At 35.1% G+C, this 14,848-nt stretch carries 15 protein-coding genes and 1 riboswitch; of the genes, 3 read left to right on the top strand and 12 right to left on the bottom strand.

The window, feature by feature from the left end:
• Window positions 1-12: 12 nt before the first annotated feature.
• From KRR19_RS06060 to KRR19_RS06050, 3 genes are read right to left on the bottom strand one after another with little or no spacing between them, the layout of a single operon-like run.
• Window positions 13-1,140, bottom strand: a complete 1,128-nt coding sequence (locus KRR19_RS06060) for a toxic anion resistance protein (RefSeq protein WP_156666573.1) — start codon at window positions 1,138-1,140, stop codon at window positions 13-15.
• The gene (locus KRR19_RS06055; RefSeq protein ID WP_002480919.1) at window positions 1,140-1,778 is read right to left on the bottom strand and encodes a 5-bromo-4-chloroindolyl phosphate hydrolysis family protein; all 639 of its coding nucleotides are present in this window, start codon (window positions 1,776-1,778) and stop codon (window positions 1,140-1,142) included. The genes KRR19_RS06060 and KRR19_RS06055 overlap by 1 nt, the downstream gene beginning before the upstream one ends.
• A gap of 15 nt (window positions 1,779-1,793) precedes the next feature.
• Window positions 1,794-2,063, bottom strand: a complete 270-nt coding sequence (locus tag KRR19_RS06050) for an acylphosphatase (protein ID WP_002480918.1) — start codon at window positions 2,061-2,063, stop codon at window positions 1,794-1,796.
• A 158-nt stretch (window positions 2,064-2,221) separates the two neighbouring features.
• Here KRR19_RS06050 and msaA point away from each other — a divergent pair, with 158 nt between their 5' ends.
• Together msaA and cspA are read left to right on the top strand one after the other, a co-directional pair.
• The gene (msaA, locus tag KRR19_RS06045; RefSeq protein ID WP_023015218.1) at window positions 2,222-2,530 is read left to right on the top strand and encodes a regulatory protein MsaA; all 309 of its coding nucleotides are present in this window, start codon (window positions 2,222-2,224) and stop codon (window positions 2,528-2,530) included.
• 351 nt (window positions 2,531-2,881) lie between these two features.
• The gene (gene cspA / locus KRR19_RS06040) at window positions 2,882-3,082 is read left to right on the top strand and encodes a cold shock protein CspA (RefSeq protein ID WP_216733540.1); all 201 of its coding nucleotides are present in this window, start codon (window positions 2,882-2,884) and stop codon (window positions 3,080-3,082) included.
• 234 nt (window positions 3,083-3,316) lie between these two features.
• Here the strand turns inward: cspA and lysA are convergent, their stop codons facing one another.
• The 9 genes from lysA to KRR19_RS05995 all read right to left on the bottom strand — a co-directional run bounded on the left by lysA (window position 3,317) and on the right by KRR19_RS05995 (window position 13,687).
• On the bottom strand, window positions 3,317-4,585 hold the full coding sequence (gene lysA / locus KRR19_RS06035) for a diaminopimelate decarboxylase (protein ID WP_156666571.1): 1,269 nt from the start codon (window positions 4,583-4,585) through the stop codon (window positions 3,317-3,319).
• Window position 4,586: 1 nt separating this feature from the next.
• A complete protein-coding gene (locus tag KRR19_RS06030) occupies window positions 4,587-5,663 on the bottom strand; it encodes an alanine racemase (protein ID WP_002480912.1) in 1,077 nt (358 codons plus the stop codon).
• Window positions 5,660-6,823, bottom strand: a complete 1,164-nt coding sequence (locus tag KRR19_RS06025) for a M20 metallopeptidase family protein (RefSeq protein WP_156666570.1) — start codon at window positions 6,821-6,823, stop codon at window positions 5,660-5,662. The genes KRR19_RS06030 and KRR19_RS06025 overlap by 4 nt, the downstream gene beginning before the upstream one ends.
• A gap of 119 nt (window positions 6,824-6,942) precedes the next feature.
• Window positions 6,943-7,662 (bottom strand): 2,3,4,5-tetrahydropyridine-2,6-dicarboxylate N-acetyltransferase, encoded by a 720-nt coding sequence (dapD, locus tag KRR19_RS06020; RefSeq protein WP_002480910.1) that lies wholly within the window; start codon window positions 7,660-7,662, stop codon window positions 6,943-6,945.
• Between the two features lie 24 nt (window positions 7,663-7,686).
• On the bottom strand, window positions 7,687-8,412 hold the full coding sequence (gene dapB, locus KRR19_RS06015) for a 4-hydroxy-tetrahydrodipicolinate reductase (RefSeq protein ID WP_156666569.1): 726 nt from the start codon (window positions 8,410-8,412) through the stop codon (window positions 7,687-7,689).
• The gene (gene dapA, locus KRR19_RS06010; RefSeq protein ID WP_156666568.1) at window positions 8,412-9,296 is read right to left on the bottom strand and encodes a 4-hydroxy-tetrahydrodipicolinate synthase; all 885 of its coding nucleotides are present in this window, start codon (window positions 9,294-9,296) and stop codon (window positions 8,412-8,414) included. Before dapA ends, dapB begins: the two co-directional genes overlap by 1 nt.
• 1 nt (window position 9,297) lies before the next feature.
• Complete coding sequence (locus KRR19_RS06005; protein WP_023015223.1) at window positions 9,298-10,287, bottom strand: aspartate-semialdehyde dehydrogenase; 990 nt, start codon at window positions 10,285-10,287, stop codon at window positions 9,298-9,300.
• A 79-nt stretch (window positions 10,288-10,366) separates the two neighbouring features.
• Window positions 10,367-11,569 (bottom strand): aspartate kinase, encoded by a 1,203-nt coding sequence (locus tag KRR19_RS06000; protein WP_002480906.1) that lies wholly within the window; start codon window positions 11,567-11,569, stop codon window positions 10,367-10,369.
• Window positions 11,570-11,656: 87 nt separating this feature from the next.
• A riboswitch (Lysine riboswitch) is annotated at window positions 11,657-11,833 on the bottom strand.
• 252 nt (window positions 11,834-12,085) lie between these two features.
• Complete coding sequence (locus KRR19_RS05995; protein WP_002480905.1) at window positions 12,086-13,687, bottom strand: ABC-F family ATP-binding cassette domain-containing protein; 1,602 nt, start codon at window positions 13,685-13,687, stop codon at window positions 12,086-12,088.
• A 185-nt stretch (window positions 13,688-13,872) separates the two neighbouring features.
• On the opposite strand from KRR19_RS05995, the gene cvfB reads away from it, so the two are divergent.
• On the top strand, window positions 13,873-14,784 hold the full coding sequence (cvfB, locus tag KRR19_RS05990) for an RNA-binding virulence regulatory protein CvfB (protein WP_023015224.1): 912 nt from the start codon (window positions 13,873-13,875) through the stop codon (window positions 14,782-14,784).
• Window positions 14,785-14,848: the final 64 nt, after the last annotated feature.

Here is a 14,848-nt window from a genome sequence, read left to right as displayed (position 1 = left end):
CGTTTTTGTTTGTTATTGTACTTTATTTTCTTTCATTGTTAATAAGCGGTCTTTCATATCCGCTTCTAAATGTTGCAATTCTTGTTCAGCTTGTTGACGTTTTTCACGACCTTCAGCTTGAATTTGCAATGTTTGTTCAACTGTTTCAATAATATTCTCGTGTGTTGATTTTAATGTTTCAATATCAACAATTCCACGTTCATTTTCAACAGCTGTATCCACTGCATTTTGTTTTAACAACTCTGAGTTCGCAGTTAACAGGTCATTGGTAGTATCAGTAACTGCACGTTGGGCTGACATTGCTTGTCGTTGACGCATCAATGTTAACGCAATAGCCATTTGGTTTTTCCACAATGGAATACTTGTCAAAATTGAGCTTTGAATTTTTTCGGCAAGTGTTTGGTTCACATTTTGAATCATACGAATTTGTGGTGCAGTTTGTAGTGATATTTGTCTAGATAACTGTAAATCGTAGATACGTTTATCTAAACGATCCGCAAATTGTTCTAAATCAGCTACTTCTTGAATATCCATTTGATTGCCTGATTCATATGCCTTTTGTCTTTTCTCAGGTAATTCTTGTTCTAAGATTGCTTGTTTCTTTTCTTGTGCCGCTGCAATATAAAGATTAAGTTCTTCAAAGTAGTCTTTATTTTGATCATATAGACCGTTTAATAATTGAATATCTCTGTTCAATCCATCTTTATGATTTTTTAATTCAACAGAAATACGGTCTACTTGAGAGCCAACTGATTGCATTCTTGAGAAAATTTCATTCGCAGAAGCTTTAGCGCGTTTAAAAATTTTCTTTATGAAAGAATCTTTTTCTTGTTTAAAGTCATCGGGTTGTACTTCTTTAAGTTTTACCATTAATTGATTTAATGTATCTCCGATAGGGCCTGTATCTTTAGACTTTACTTCAGTCAGCATTTTATGTGCGAAAGTCGACATACTAGATTGTGCATTGGAACCGAATTTCATCAGTGAGTCATAATTCATCGGTTCAATCTGATTTGCCAACTCTTGAATTTTCTTTTGTTGTTCTGGCGTGAAATCTTTATTAGCCTCCATGAGTGTCTGGTCATTTGAAATCTGGCTCTGTAACTCTGGATGTGTCGGCATTTCATTTTCGTTAGCCATTAATCATGCTCCTTTCTTTGTAAGTGACGTTGTTGCTCTATTTTATTCATTTCCATTTCAACATCAAGACGTGTATAGTCTTCTTCATTTAATCGCTTTAAATCAGCAACTAAAGTTCTTTTAACTTCATCTAAGGTAATACGTGTTTGTTCTAACTTTTGTTTTTCTTCTTTAGATTTTGCTGGCATTTTTGCCAATCTTGTATAGCTTTCAATCAAGTTCAACGCATTGTCTAAGTGCGAATAGAAAAAGCTATCAACAATAAAGAACTTTTGTGGTTGCTGTCTCACCGTAAAATATATCGTTCGTGCTAACCTATGAATTTCGTTAACTTGCTTGAAATCTTTTATTGATCGCACGTTGATAAAGGATTTTAGTAGTTTTCTAACTTTTGTTTGCGCATTATTTAAATGGTGACGCACAAATCTAAAGTCTCTTCGTGTTAATCCTATTTCATTTAAATATTTTTTGGATGTGAAAAATTGAGTAGGAAGGTAAAAAGCAAAGAATGCTGCAATACCGATTCCTAAATCATATACAAATAATATATCGAATGCATAAATACTTGTGAGCCAAGCGACAATAGCAGCTGGAACACCTACAAGTGTTCCATAAATTCGAGAAATATAATATCTCAATTTACATCTTCCTTTTTAAATAGTTCTAAATCTTTCTAAAGATGAATCTGTATCTAGATGTTCAATGTTGTAGTCTGTGACATTGGAAGCAGGGGAAGCACCCTCGATTATCGCTTGTGTGAATTGTTCGAGTTCTTGTTCTTCACCTTGGGCATATATTTCTACATATTGCTCAACATTTTGTACTGTTCCTGTAATATGATATTTTTGTGCAAGGCGTTCAGTAAAATAACGGAATCCGACACCTTGTACTTGTCCAAATACTTGAATTTTTCTACGTTGCATAAGATCACCTCTTTGTTTTATTATACGAATTTTCAGGGCAAAAAACTAATATTTACTACACAACCCAATATCTAAAAATACAAACACATTTCTTGAAATTATCTCTTCAATAGTTAAGAATATAAAGAGAAATGATTTTCTAAAAAGGGGATTTTAAAGTGTGGACAGTCAATATAATCAGAGCTGACTATGAGGGATGGTGGTTGTTCGATGATTGGCGCGATAATATCTATGAACAATTTCAATTTGAACAATATGAGGATATGCTTAAAAAATACAGAGAACTGATTTGTTTGTCTAAAATGAAGTTTGATAATTTCATAAAAGGTAAGTACAACATTTATGCATTCTACAATAATTGTGATATGGGGTTTTGTGAAGATTGCGATGAAGATATGCAAATATTTTATAGCTTTATCGTATTATATAATAACGAAGTATATTACGACCTCCCAATTATTGACTAATTATTTTTTACTATTTGTATTGCAATGATATGGGGAATGCACTATAATGGGTTTTAAGCAATAGTTTTATTCCATATTGCAAAGAATATTTAGCTCAAACACATATAGAACATACCGATAACATTGCTTTTGCGTGATCTGCAACTAAGGGTGGTATCGTAAGATTTATATTGAGTCATGAACAGTTATTAATCCACCTGCAGCATATACATAAGACTGTTGAAAAGTGATTAGAATGATATAGATATCAAGATTTACTTTTGTGGTTTTACAATACTCTAATTATCGTAAGTATTTTTTGTAATATGCGAATAAGCATATTGAATTTTAGTCTTGGAGGTTTCACAAATTATGAAACAAGGTACAGTTAAATGGTTCAACGCTGAAAAAGGATTCGGTTTTATCGAAGTTGAAGGAGAAAACGATGTATTCGTACACTTCTCATCAATTAACCAAGAAGGTTACAAATCATTAGAAGAAGGTCAATCAGTAGAATTTGAAGTAGTTGAAGGCGACCGCGGTCCTCAAGCTGCAAACGTTGTTAAACTATAATTAATAGATGGCTTTTATTGATTATTAAACACTTTACACTTTGTAAAGTGTTTTTTTCTTTGTCTTTTTCCTTTTTTGGCTTTATCCCCAATATAAAATAGAAGAGAAAATTAAGATAATGATATATTGTTGTTTCTTGGAAAAGAGTGATTTTTCTTCTGTTAATTTATTAAATCTCGTATAATACAAAAAAACGAACTGATCTTATCTCAGTTCGTTTTTTACATTTATGATTTATTTTACTTTTGTATCATTAATAATTAATTGACGTAGTGATTGACGTTTGATAACTTCTCTTGCTTTACCATCTTTCACAAATAACACTGCAGGTTTCTGCATTTGGTTATAGTTAGATGACATAGAGTAGTGATATGCACCTGTTGATAATATCGCAAGGTAATCGCCACGATGAACAGATGAAGGTAATTTCACATCTCGCGCAATAATATCGCCAGACTCACATAATTTACCAGAGATAGTGACTGTATCGTCCGCTTCTTCATCACGATTAACTAATAAGGCATCATACTTTGCACCATATAATGCTGTACGGATGTGATCACTCATACCACCGTCAATAGATACATATTTGTTAATACCAGGAATTTCTTTAATTGTACCGACTTCATAAAGCGTTACACCAGATTCTCCCACAATAGAACGTCCTGGTTCAATACCAATTGTTGGTAGTGGATAATCTGCTTCTTTCGCAATATCTTTTAAAGCATCTGTAATTTCTTTGATACCTGACTCGATAGGGAAGCTGACATCACCTTCAACATAACGGATACCGAAGCCGCCACCAATATTTAGTAAATCCACTTCTAAATTCAAATCTTTTAACCATTTAATCACAATTTTAGCTGTTTCAATCATTGCTTCTGTTCCTTCAATTTGAGAACCAATATGGAAATGGATACCTTTTAAGTTTAATTTATCGCTATTTTGAATTTTTTCAATCGCTTGATCTGCTAAACCATAGCGAATAGATAAACCAAATTTACTATCTTCTTGGCCCGTTTGAATAAATTCATGGGTATGTGCTTCTACACCAGGATTTACACGTAGTACAACATCAGCTGTTTCTGATGCATATCTATTAATTAATTCGATTTCATCTAAAGAATCAATCACGAAATAACCGATTTTACTTTCTAATGCATAACGAATTTCGTGTTTTGTTTTGTTATTACCATGAAAGTGGATGTTTGCTGGGTCGTAACCAGCTTCTAAAGCAGTATAAAGTTCACCTTCAGATACAACATCTAAACTTAATCCTTCTTCTTGTACAAGCTTAACCATTTGTAGGCAAGTAAATGCTTTTGATGCATATGAAATATTATAATCAAGGCCGCTAGCTTCAAATGCTTCTTTATATCTGCGCATTTGATTACGGATTTGGTCCTCATCATAAACAATCAGTGGGGTACCGAAGCTTTGAGCAATCATTTCTAAACTTGTGCCACCCATTGTTAATTTACCATTTTTATATTCTACAACCATTTTATCGAATCTCCTTTATCAAAGAATCATGGTTTAGCGCACTTAATTGTTCAGAGTTCGCGCCGACACCTTTAAACGTATATTCATCAATACGCATATCTTCATTATATAGTATCACTTCATCTTGTGCAGTAACGGTTTCATCAACCGCAACGAACATATGACTCATCATCAAAGCTTTGATAGGGTAACGTTTACCATTAATAATGGCTTCGTGTTTAGCTCTGGTTCTTAAAATACCGTCACCGTAACCCATATCAACAACCGCAAGTTTTGTATGATCTTGTTCGACTTCATACGCAAAGCTATAGCCGCAATAGTCACCTTTATTTACATCTCTGACTTGAATCACATTACCTTTAACAGTAAGTGATTGACTGATAACGTCTTCTGATAAGCTGCTGTAAGGTCTTGAGCCATATAAAGCAATACCGACACGTGCATGCGTGTGATGCGGTAAAAGTTGTTGTTCTTCTCGATAAAATGAAGCACTGTTTTGTGCATGAATTAAATCAAAATGATATCCCTCAGAAAGTAATGCATCGACAACGTCAACCCACGCTTGTTTTTCAATACCATATTCAGGAACATCAAATTCATCTGCGTAACCAAAATGTGTCCATAAACCACTGATAATCATCTGATCTTCATTTTGGTTATTCGCATGATCTTCAAGTACTTCTTTAATTTCTTGTATGGTTTTAAGCCCAGAACGATGAAGTAAGTTCTCAAATTCTAAGTGAACATGGATACCTTGTAACTCTTCTTTATATTGATAGTAATAAGTTAAAGAGGGCAGGGTCATGTGAATATGATTATCTCTTACCGCATCAAAATCATAAACAGCGTTCATTAAAAAAATCGTCGCATTTGGCGCAATTTTTCTGACACGAATAGCTTCAGCAAGTGAAGTTGTGCTGAATGTATCAATGCCAGCTTCTAAAAAGGCTTCTACAGAAAATTCTAACCCATAGTTATAAGCATTGTTCTTCACAACGGCCATTAAATTTTGGTTATGACGTACTTTTTTCGCATTATCTATAAATTGTTGACGGTTTACCGACCAAATCGCTGTCATGAAGAAACCTCCTTGCCATATTGGAATAATAGATTTTCATAATAATCCGCAATACGGATTAATTGTGCTTCGTCGAAGTTAAGTTTCGGTGTATGCAAACCATGTACCCAGTCATTTGCTTCATTACGAATACCGACAAAAGCAAAGTAACTTGGCGCAATTTGGCTATAGAAACTGAAATCTTCACCGAATAAATAAGGTTTTTCTAATTCTACTACATTAAAGTCCGCATCTTTTAAAGCTTTAACGACACCATCATGTAAAGTAGGGTCATTAAAAGTAGGTGGGTAACCTTCTTCAAACTTCACTTCGCAATTAACACCAAATAATAATTGTACACTTTGCGCAATTTTAGACATTTGATCTTTTACTGCTTGTAGATCATTTGTGTCATACGTACGAATTGTACCTTCTAAGTAACCTTGACTAGGAACTGTGTTAATCGCTTCACCAGCATTAAAACGACCAATATGAACTATATTTCTTTGTAAACCATTCAAATGATATTGTTGAATTTGACTCACTTGGTTTAATACATGGATTAAACCTTCACCACATGAGCGTCCTTGTTCTTTATTCGCAACGTGGCTAGATTGTCCTTTTAAGAAGAAGCGATATTCTGTGGCACTCGCAGTAATTTCTTCATTCATAATTGTTACAGTGCCTTCATCATTAAACGGCATAACATGGATACCAAAAACCGCTTCGATTGGATGATGATCAAATGCACCAGCTTTGATCAAACGGTTAGCACCTGCGCCTGTTTCTTCAGCAGGTTGGAAAATAAACACTACATTTTGCGGTAATTCGCCTTTGTCAAATAAAGCTTTGCATCGTCTGACAAATAAGAGTAGGGCAGTTGTATGGCCATCATGTCCACACGCATGCATCACATTTGCTTTTGAACTTTTAAAGTCGATGTCATTTTCTTCATCAATCGGTAAAGCATCAATATCAGCTCTAAACGCAATTGTATGATTACCGTTACCTTTTAAGTGTGCAACGACACCTGTTGCTAAAGGACGTTCATAAGGTACGCCGATAGATTCTAAAAAAGCAATGATATGATTCGTTGTTTCGTATTCTTCCAAACTTAGTTCTGGGTTTTGATGTAAATGGCGACGATGTTGTGTTACAAATTCTAATTCAGTTTGTGTCATAATATCCTTCCTTTTGTCTTACTAATAATATGTATAAAAGGCGTATGTGAGGCTCTGCAAAACGCACACGATACGCCTTTTTTTGATTTATTTAATAGTTGTTAACGTCTGGTTTTTGATTAGTCATTTAATTTACGTAAAGCAGATACGATTTCGCGTTTAGAATCTTCAACTTCAGAAGTTTGTTTGATTACTTTCGCTGGTGTACCTGCAACTACAGTACCGGCTGGAACGTCTTGTGTCACAATTGCACCTGCAGCAACAATTGCGCCTTTACCAACACGAACGCCTTCTAAAATAACTGCATTGGCACCGATTAATACATCATCTTCAATTACAACAGGGGATGCACTTGGTGGTTCGATAACACCTGCTAATACAGCACCTGCACCGACATGTACATTTTTACCTGTTGTTGCACGACCACCTAATGTCGCACCCATGTCGATCATTGTACCTTCGCCAACTACCGCACCGATGTTGATTGTTGCGCCCATCATCACAACTGCACCATCTTCGATAATCGCTTGTTCACGAATGAATGAACCTGGTTCAATACGCGCGTTTGTATGACGTAAATCTTTTAGTGGAATCGCAGAGTTGCGACGATCCATTTCAATTTCTACATCTTCAATGTAGTTTTGATATTCGTCATAGAATTTATCCCAGTCATCTGCTTCACAGAAAATTACTTTAGAATCTTCTCCGCCAAATACTTTAAATGATTCAGGGAATTCTACGTTTTTGAACGCTCCGTTAATATAAACTTTTAGTGGTGTTGATTTTTTCGCATCACTAATATATTGAATAATCTCCTCAGCTGTTAAATCTTTTGCCATGGTAAAAACCTCTCCTTTGTTTAATTAATTATTTAAATTATCAAATGTATAATACCCATTTGGTTTAGAAACCAATCGCTCAGCGGCTGTAATTGCACCGTTCGCAAAGATATCTTTTGATTGTGCCCGATGTGTTAATTCAATCGTTTCATCGACACCAGCAAACAATACTTCATGTTCACCAACAATTGTACCGCCACGAACAGCACTAATTCCGATATCTTCAGGTTTTCTACGTTCAGTTGTTTGTGAGCGATCATAGACAGGATTTACTTCTTTAATATCTTTGATAACATCTAACAATTTAATCAATGTACCACTTGGTGCATCTACTTTTTTATTATGATGTGCTTCGATTAATTCGATATCGTAACCTTGTAAAAGTGGTACGGCAACTTCTAATAATTTTGTCATGACATGGATACCATAACTCATATTTGCACTAAAGAAGACTGGCATGTCTTTACTTAATGCTTGTAGTTTTTCTTGAATTTTTTCTTTTTCACCTGTTGTAGCTACAACAACTGGTAATTTGAAATCTTGGTCTAATAACGGTAATAATAATTCCGGATTAGAGAAATCAATCGCTACTTCAGCATCTTTTGCTTCACTGATTTGTGAATAAGTAGGGTAGGGATAGTCATTTTCAGGATCTGGAACGATAACACCTACAATTTCATGTCCTTGCTCTTCAGTCAAACGTGCCACACGTTTGTTCATTGCACCATATCCGATTAACAAAATTTTCATTAAAGTTCACCTGCTTTATATTTGGCATATGCTTCTTCAAGTTGTTTACGGTCTGATTCTTCTAAAGTCACTAACGGTAAACGTACTTCGTAGTTACCGAATCCTTCAACAGCAGTAAGTGCTTTGATTGGGATAGGGTTAACATCTACTGATAACGCATTTAACAAACGGTTAATTGGTTCGAAATCTTTATCAATAGATTCGCCACGTTTTGCTTTTTCATAAAGCGCTTGGAAATCACCAGGAATCGCGTTTGCGATAACTGAAATTACACCATGGCCGCCTTCAGCGTAATAACGTACAACATTATCATCGTTACCGCTATATAATGAGAACTCAGATAAGTCTAAGCGTTCTTTTAACGCACGGTGATGTTCAAAATCATTAGTCGCATCTTTCAATGCTACAATATAAGGATTTTTCGCTAACTCAACCATTGTTTCTACATCAATTCTCATATTTGTTCTTGATGGTACATCATATAAAACAACAGGTAGTTCTACTGCATCTGCCACTGTAGTGAAGTGGGCGATTAAACCACGTTGGCTTGTTTTATTGTAGTAAGGTGTAATCAGCATAATTGCATCTGCACCTAATTCTTTAGCACGTAATGAAGCATCTAAAGATTTTTTAGTTGAGTTTGTACCTGTACCAGCAATAACAGTTGCTCTGCCATTCACTTGTTTAATAACTGCTTCTAATACTTTTTCTTTTTCATCTTCAGTTAAAGTAGGGTTCTCTGCAGTTGTACCATTTACAATAATCGCTTGAATATTATTGTCTAATAAATAATTAACATGTTTCTCTAATGCTTGATAATCGACTTCATTATTTGTGAATGGGGTCGTAAGAGCTACCCCAACTCCTTCAAATAAACGACTCATATTAAGAAACTCCTTTCATTGATAAAACTTGTTCTAAAATTTGGACTGTATTCAATGCTGCGCCTTTAAGTAAGTTATCTGATGTTACCCAAATATGGAATGTATTATCTAATGAATCGTCTTTACGGATACGACCGACAAAGACTTCATCTTTACCAGTAGAATAAACAGCCAATGGATATTCATTATTTTCTGGATTGTCTACTAAGACAACACGATCATCGTTTTCAAATAGTTCTTGAATTTCTTTTACTGTCGCTGGTTTATCTAAAGTAACGTCCATTTCAACACTGTGGCTGTCTTGTACAGGTACACGCACACAAGTTGCTGTTACTTTTAAGTCTGGTAAGTTTAAGATTTTACGTGTCTCATCAATCATTTTTTGTTCTTCTTTTGTATAACCATTTTCTAAGAAGACATCAATGTGAGGTAACACGTTGTTATAAATAGGATGAGGATAAGTTTTTGGTTCTTCTCCTTTTTCTCCATTTAATAAATCTTCACGGCCAGCGTAACCTGAACCTGATACTGCTTGATATGTTGTATAAGCAACACGTTTTAAACCATATTTATCTTGTAATGGTTTTAAAGGTACCACTGATTGGATTGTTGAACAGTTAGGGTTTGCGATGATACCTCTTGTAAATTTAGGTTCATTGACTTCTGGTACGACTAAATCAATATCATCGTGCATTCTCCATTGACTTGAGTTGTCGATAACAATGGCTCCCGCTTCTTCAAAAATAGGTGAGAAGTGTTCACTTGTAGCGCCCCCAGCACTCATCAATACATAATCAAAATGTTCGCTTGCAGCGTCTTCTGTTAGTTCTTGAACTGTATATGTTTTACCTTGAAACTCGATTTCTTTTCCTGCTGATCTTGCTGAAGAAAATAATACAAGCTCATCAAATGGAATATTTTTACGATCGATTGTCTCTAACATTTTGCTTCCTACTAAACCTGTTGCACCTGCGATTGCTAATTTTGTCATATTCAATTCACTCCATATTATTATTTAAGAAAGTCGTTAATTCTTTCTTGAGTTTCTGATTCTTGCTGCTTTCCAACTTTTAAATATCAAATGTTTCATAAAGTTGTTTGACTGCACGTTCTCCGTTATCAGCATCGATAACATAAGAGATACTGATTTCAGATGTCGTTGTTTGGTAGAACGGAATACCTGCATTAATTAAACTGATGAAAGCTTTCGATGCGACACCTGACATATCTCTCATACCTGATCCAATCAAGGAAATCTTTGCGTAGGCATCATTTAAATTATAATCTAAAGCTTGATAACTTTCTGACAATTTGTTAAAAATACCTTTGATTTGTGTCAAATCAGTATCTTTAATTGTAAATGAGAGCTGTAACCCTTCAAGGTTGACGATTTGAGAAATCATATCAACATTGACTTGTCCTTCTTCAAGTAAAGTAAATAAATCTGTTAAGAGTTTATTATCAGATAGGGGATAGCTGATAGTGACATGCATCATTTTGCTATCTAAAGCTACGCCCGTTACTGCTTTTTTCTCTAGTATTTCTGTTTGTGACATAATCCACGTTCCTTCCACATTTGATAACGTTCTTCCTAAATACAATGGAATGTTATAGTTATTTGCGAGTTCGACACTGCGTGTTTCTAAAACCCCAGCACCCAGTGCGCTCATTTCCATCATTTCTTCGTAAGAAACTACACTTAAACGTTTGGCATCTTTATAAATACGAGGGTCAGTCGCATAGACACCGTCAACGTCTGTATAAATTTCACATGGTGTTTGATTGGCTGCTGCTAATGCAACTGCTGTCGTATCCGAACCACCTCGGCCAAGCGTAGTCAATTCAAGTTCATCATTGATACCTTGGAACCCGGCTACAACAAGTACATCATGCGTTTCAAATGCTTTATCAAAAGTATCAGGGTTGATTTCTGCAATCCTGCTTTTGAGATGATGTCCAACTGTTTTAATTCCGGCTTGATATCCTGTCATGGCTCTTGCTTGAACGCCTATATCGTTTAGCACCATAGACAAGTAGGAAACAGTTTGCTGTTCACCAGTTGTTAATAAGAGGGCAAGCTCTTGTTGTTTTGGTTCGCTGGTCAGCGCAGCTACATTTTCCATTAATTGGTCAGTTGTTTTTCCCATTGCACTGACCACGACAATAAGTTGTTCGTCATTTTCAATTCTATTTTTCAGCATTTCAGCAATATTCCTAATTTTCGTAAAATCGCTGACAGACGAACCGCCGAATTTTAAAACACTTCTCTTCATTGCTTTACATATCCTCCTCGATAGTAGGGGAGAATCACATATATAAAAAGAGCAAGTCCGGAATGCGAACTTGCTCGTAAATTTATATACAAGTGATGCACTCCATTATTTGATAATAATGACAGACCCTTAGCTCTTAACCTGAAAGTCCAACAATCATAACTCTGCATTTATGATTATTTCGGCATCTCACCCTTTCCTTACCAACTGCAACAGACAGTAGGCGTGGCAAGTACTTATGATTGATGCGCCTCATCAAAAAACTATTCAATTAATTAGTATGTATCACATTATACATAGTTACCATTGAGATGTAAACCAGAAATATATGATTTTTGGAAATTTACTGAAAAAAGCCTAAATTCCGAAAGTATTTACTAATTAAGTGTAATTTATACTTTGTTTTTTTCATCGTCTATTATCAATTTTTTAGCTATATACTCTATATAGACTGAACTGTAGGGATTAAACATAGAAAAAGAGGTTAGGATTTTTCACCTAACCTCTGCATAATTTCTAGCTTAATACACCAGTTTCTTTTAGGTACTCTTCGTAACTGATTTCTTTAGAAAGGGCACCTTGTGGGTTTAAGTCGATCACACGGTTTGCGATTGTGTTAATAAACTCAAAGTCATGTGATGTGAAGATGATTGAACCTTTGAATGATTTCAATCCATCGTTGACTGCAGTAATACTTTCTAAGTCTAAGTGGTTTGTTGGTTCATCCATTAAGAGAACATTCGCACTTGAAAGCATCATTTTACTTAACATGCAACGTACTTTCTCTCCACCTGAAAGGACACTTGCTTTCTTCTTCACTTCTTCACCGCTGAATAACATACGACCTAGGAAACCACGTAAGAATGTCTCAGTTTGTTCATCTTCAGGTGCATATTGTCTTAACCAGTCGACTAATGTCATATTCACCCCATCGAAGAATTCTGAGTTATCTTTAGGGAAGTACGTACGTGAAGTTGTCACACCCCATTTAACTGTACCTTCATCTGGTTCCATTTCTCCAGCTAAAATTTTAAGTAATGTTGTTTTCGCAATTTCGCTATCTCCAACAAGTACAGCTTTATCGTTAGGGAACATTGTAAATGAAATGTTATCTAAGACTTTTTCACCGTCAATTGTTTTTGATACGTTTTCTACAAATAATAAGTCATTACCGATTTCACGTTCTGGTGAAAACTTCACGAAAGGATAACGACGAGATGATGGTTGAATATCATCTAATTCGATTTTTTCCAATTGTTTCTTACGGCTTGTTGCTTGTTTAGATTTAGAAGCGTTCGCAGAGAAACGTGCAATGAAATCTTGTAATTCTTTAATTTTTTCTTCTTTTTTCTTGTTTTGTTCTTGCGCCATTTTTTGAGCAAGTTGACTTGATTGATACCAGAAGTCATAGTTTCCGACATACACTTTGATTTTACCGAAGTCTAAATCAGCAATATGTGTACATACGTTATTTAAGAAGTGACGGTCATGGGAAACTACAATAACTGTATTTTCAAAGTTAATTAAGAAATCTTCTAACCAGCTGATTGCAGGGATATCTAAACCGTTGGTAGGCTCATCAAGTAAAAGAACATCAGGTTCACCGAATAAACTTTGAGCTAATAATACTTTTACTTTTTGGTTGTTTTCTAATTCAGACATCTTTTTATCATGTAAATCAGCAGGGATGCCTAGACCTGATAATAATGTTGCTGCATCTGCTTCAGCATTCCAACCATTCATTTCTGCGAATTCGCCTTCTAATTCTGCAGCACGAATACCATCTTCATCACTGAAGTCTGGTTTCATATAGATTTCGTCTTTTTCTTTCATCACTTCATATAAACGCTCGTGACCTTGAATCACAACATCTAATACGCGCTCGTCTTCATAAGCAAAGTGATCCTGTTTTAAAATCGCAAGTCTTTCGTTTTTACCCATTGAAACATGACCTGTTTGTGAATCTAATTCACCAGAAAGTATTTTTAAGAAAGTAGATTTACCTGCACCGTTTGCGCCAATCAAACCATAGCAATTACCTTCTGTAAATTTGATATTTACATCTTCAAACAATTTACGATCGCCAAATCGCAAACTTACATCAGTAACTTGTAACATGAATTTCCTCCATTAATTGATATTTCTAACGCATGAATTATACCACACAAATACGTTTCTTTCGATATATGGCGGTTAAACAAACATAATTCACCTATATTATAGAAAGAATCAATAGAAGTTCTGTCTATAAAAATGTTAACCGTGTTATAATATGCCTAATACAGAAAGTGGAAGGAGTTATTATGGCTTTAAAAGATAACGATATTATCGGTACAATTGAATTTCTCAAAGTAGTCGGTTTGAATGGTTCAACATACCAATTAGCAGGCCCAAATGGCGAAGAAGTGAAACTCAATCAATCAGAAGTAAATGAAGAGGATGACCTGGAAATAGGTGAAGAATATAGTTTCTTTATTTACCCAAACCGTTCTGGCGAATTATTTGCGACTCAAAACATGCCAGACATCACAACAACCAAATATGACTATGTTAAAGTACTAAAAACAGATCGCGATGGTGCGAAAGTAGATGCAGGACTTCCTCGTGAAGTTTTAATCCCATGGGAAGATTTACCAAAAGTTAAATCATTATGGCCGCAAAACGGCGATGAAGTGCTTGCGACATTAAGAATCGATAGTGAGAGACAAATGTTTGCGCGTCTCGCTTCAGAAACAATCGTCAGTCAAATGTACACACCTGTACATGATGATTCACTTCAAAACAATATTATCGAAGCACGTGCCTATCGTGTATTAAAGATTGGAAGTTTCTTACTATCTAAAGATGGTTATAAAATCTTTGTACATGAAAGCGAAAGAAAATCAGAACCTAGACTAGGGGAAGCAGTCAATGTGAGAATTATTGGTCATAATGAAAAAGGCGAGTTGAATGGTTCATTCTTACCATTGGCTCATGAACGTCTTGATGATGATGGCCAAGTGATTTTTGATTTACTTGTAGAATATGATGGAGAACTGCCGTTTTGGGATAAATCAAGTCCAGAAGCAATCAAAGAAGTGTTCAATATGAGTAAGGGATCATTCAAACGTGCAATCGGTCATTTATATAAGAAGAAAATCATTAACATTGAAACAGGCAAAATCAGCTTAACCAAAAAAGGGGAAGCGATTGCTGAATCAGAAAACCAATCTTAATAATATGAAAAACATTGAAACTAGGGTGCACTGCATCCTAGTTTTTTCTATTTTTTGTAATCTC

The sequence above is a fragment of the Staphylococcus sp. CWZ226 genome (genome assembly GCF_018986355.1).
GTDB lineage: Bacteria > Bacillota > Bacilli > Staphylococcales > Staphylococcaceae > Staphylococcus > Staphylococcus simulans.
The sequence above is the reverse complement of the archived record's forward strand: the minus strand, read 5'-3'. Positions and strand labels throughout refer to the sequence as shown.

Excerpts from the sequence above, each read along its gene's own strand:
- KRR19_RS06060 (WP_156666573.1), bottom strand. The coding sequence starts at position 1,140 with ATGGCTAACGAAAATGAAATGCCGACACATCCAGAGTTACAGAGCCAG.
- KRR19_RS06050 (WP_002480918.1), bottom strand. The coding sequence starts at position 2,063 with ATGCAACGTAGAAAAATTCAAGTATTTGGACAAGTACAAGGTGTCGGA.
- cspA (WP_216733540.1), top strand. The coding sequence starts at position 2,882 with ATGAAACAAGGTACAGTTAAATGGTTCAACGCTGAAAAAGGATTCGGT.
- lysA (WP_156666571.1), bottom strand. The coding sequence starts at position 4,585 with ATGGTTGTAGAATATAAAAATGGTAAATTAACAATGGGTGGCACAAGT.
- KRR19_RS06030 (WP_002480912.1), bottom strand. The coding sequence starts at position 5,663 with ATGACAGCGATTTGGTCGGTAAACCGTCAACAATTTATAGATAATGCG.
- KRR19_RS06025 (WP_156666570.1), bottom strand. The coding sequence starts at position 6,823 with ATGACACAAACTGAATTAGAATTTGTAACACAACATCGTCGCCATTTA.
- dapD (WP_002480910.1), bottom strand. The coding sequence starts at position 7,662 with ATGGCAAAAGATTTAACAGCTGAGGAGATTATTCAATATATTAGTGAT.
- dapB (WP_156666569.1), bottom strand. The coding sequence starts at position 8,412 with ATGAAAATTTTGTTAATCGGATATGGTGCAATGAACAAACGTGTGGCA.
- dapA (WP_156666568.1), bottom strand. The coding sequence starts at position 9,296 with ATGAGTCGTTTATTTGAAGGAGTTGGGGTAGCTCTTACGACCCCATTC.
- KRR19_RS06005 (WP_023015223.1), bottom strand. The coding sequence starts at position 10,287 with ATGACAAAATTAGCAATCGCAGGTGCAACAGGTTTAGTAGGAAGCAAA.
- KRR19_RS06000 (WP_002480906.1), bottom strand. The coding sequence starts at position 11,569 with ATGAAGAGAAGTGTTTTAAAATTCGGCGGTTCGTCTGTCAGCGATTTT.
- KRR19_RS05995 (WP_002480905.1), bottom strand. The coding sequence starts at position 13,687 with ATGTTACAAGTTACTGATGTAAGTTTGCGATTTGGCGATCGTAAATTG.
- cvfB (WP_023015224.1), top strand. The coding sequence starts at position 13,873 with ATGGCTTTAAAAGATAACGATATTATCGGTACAATTGAATTTCTCAAA.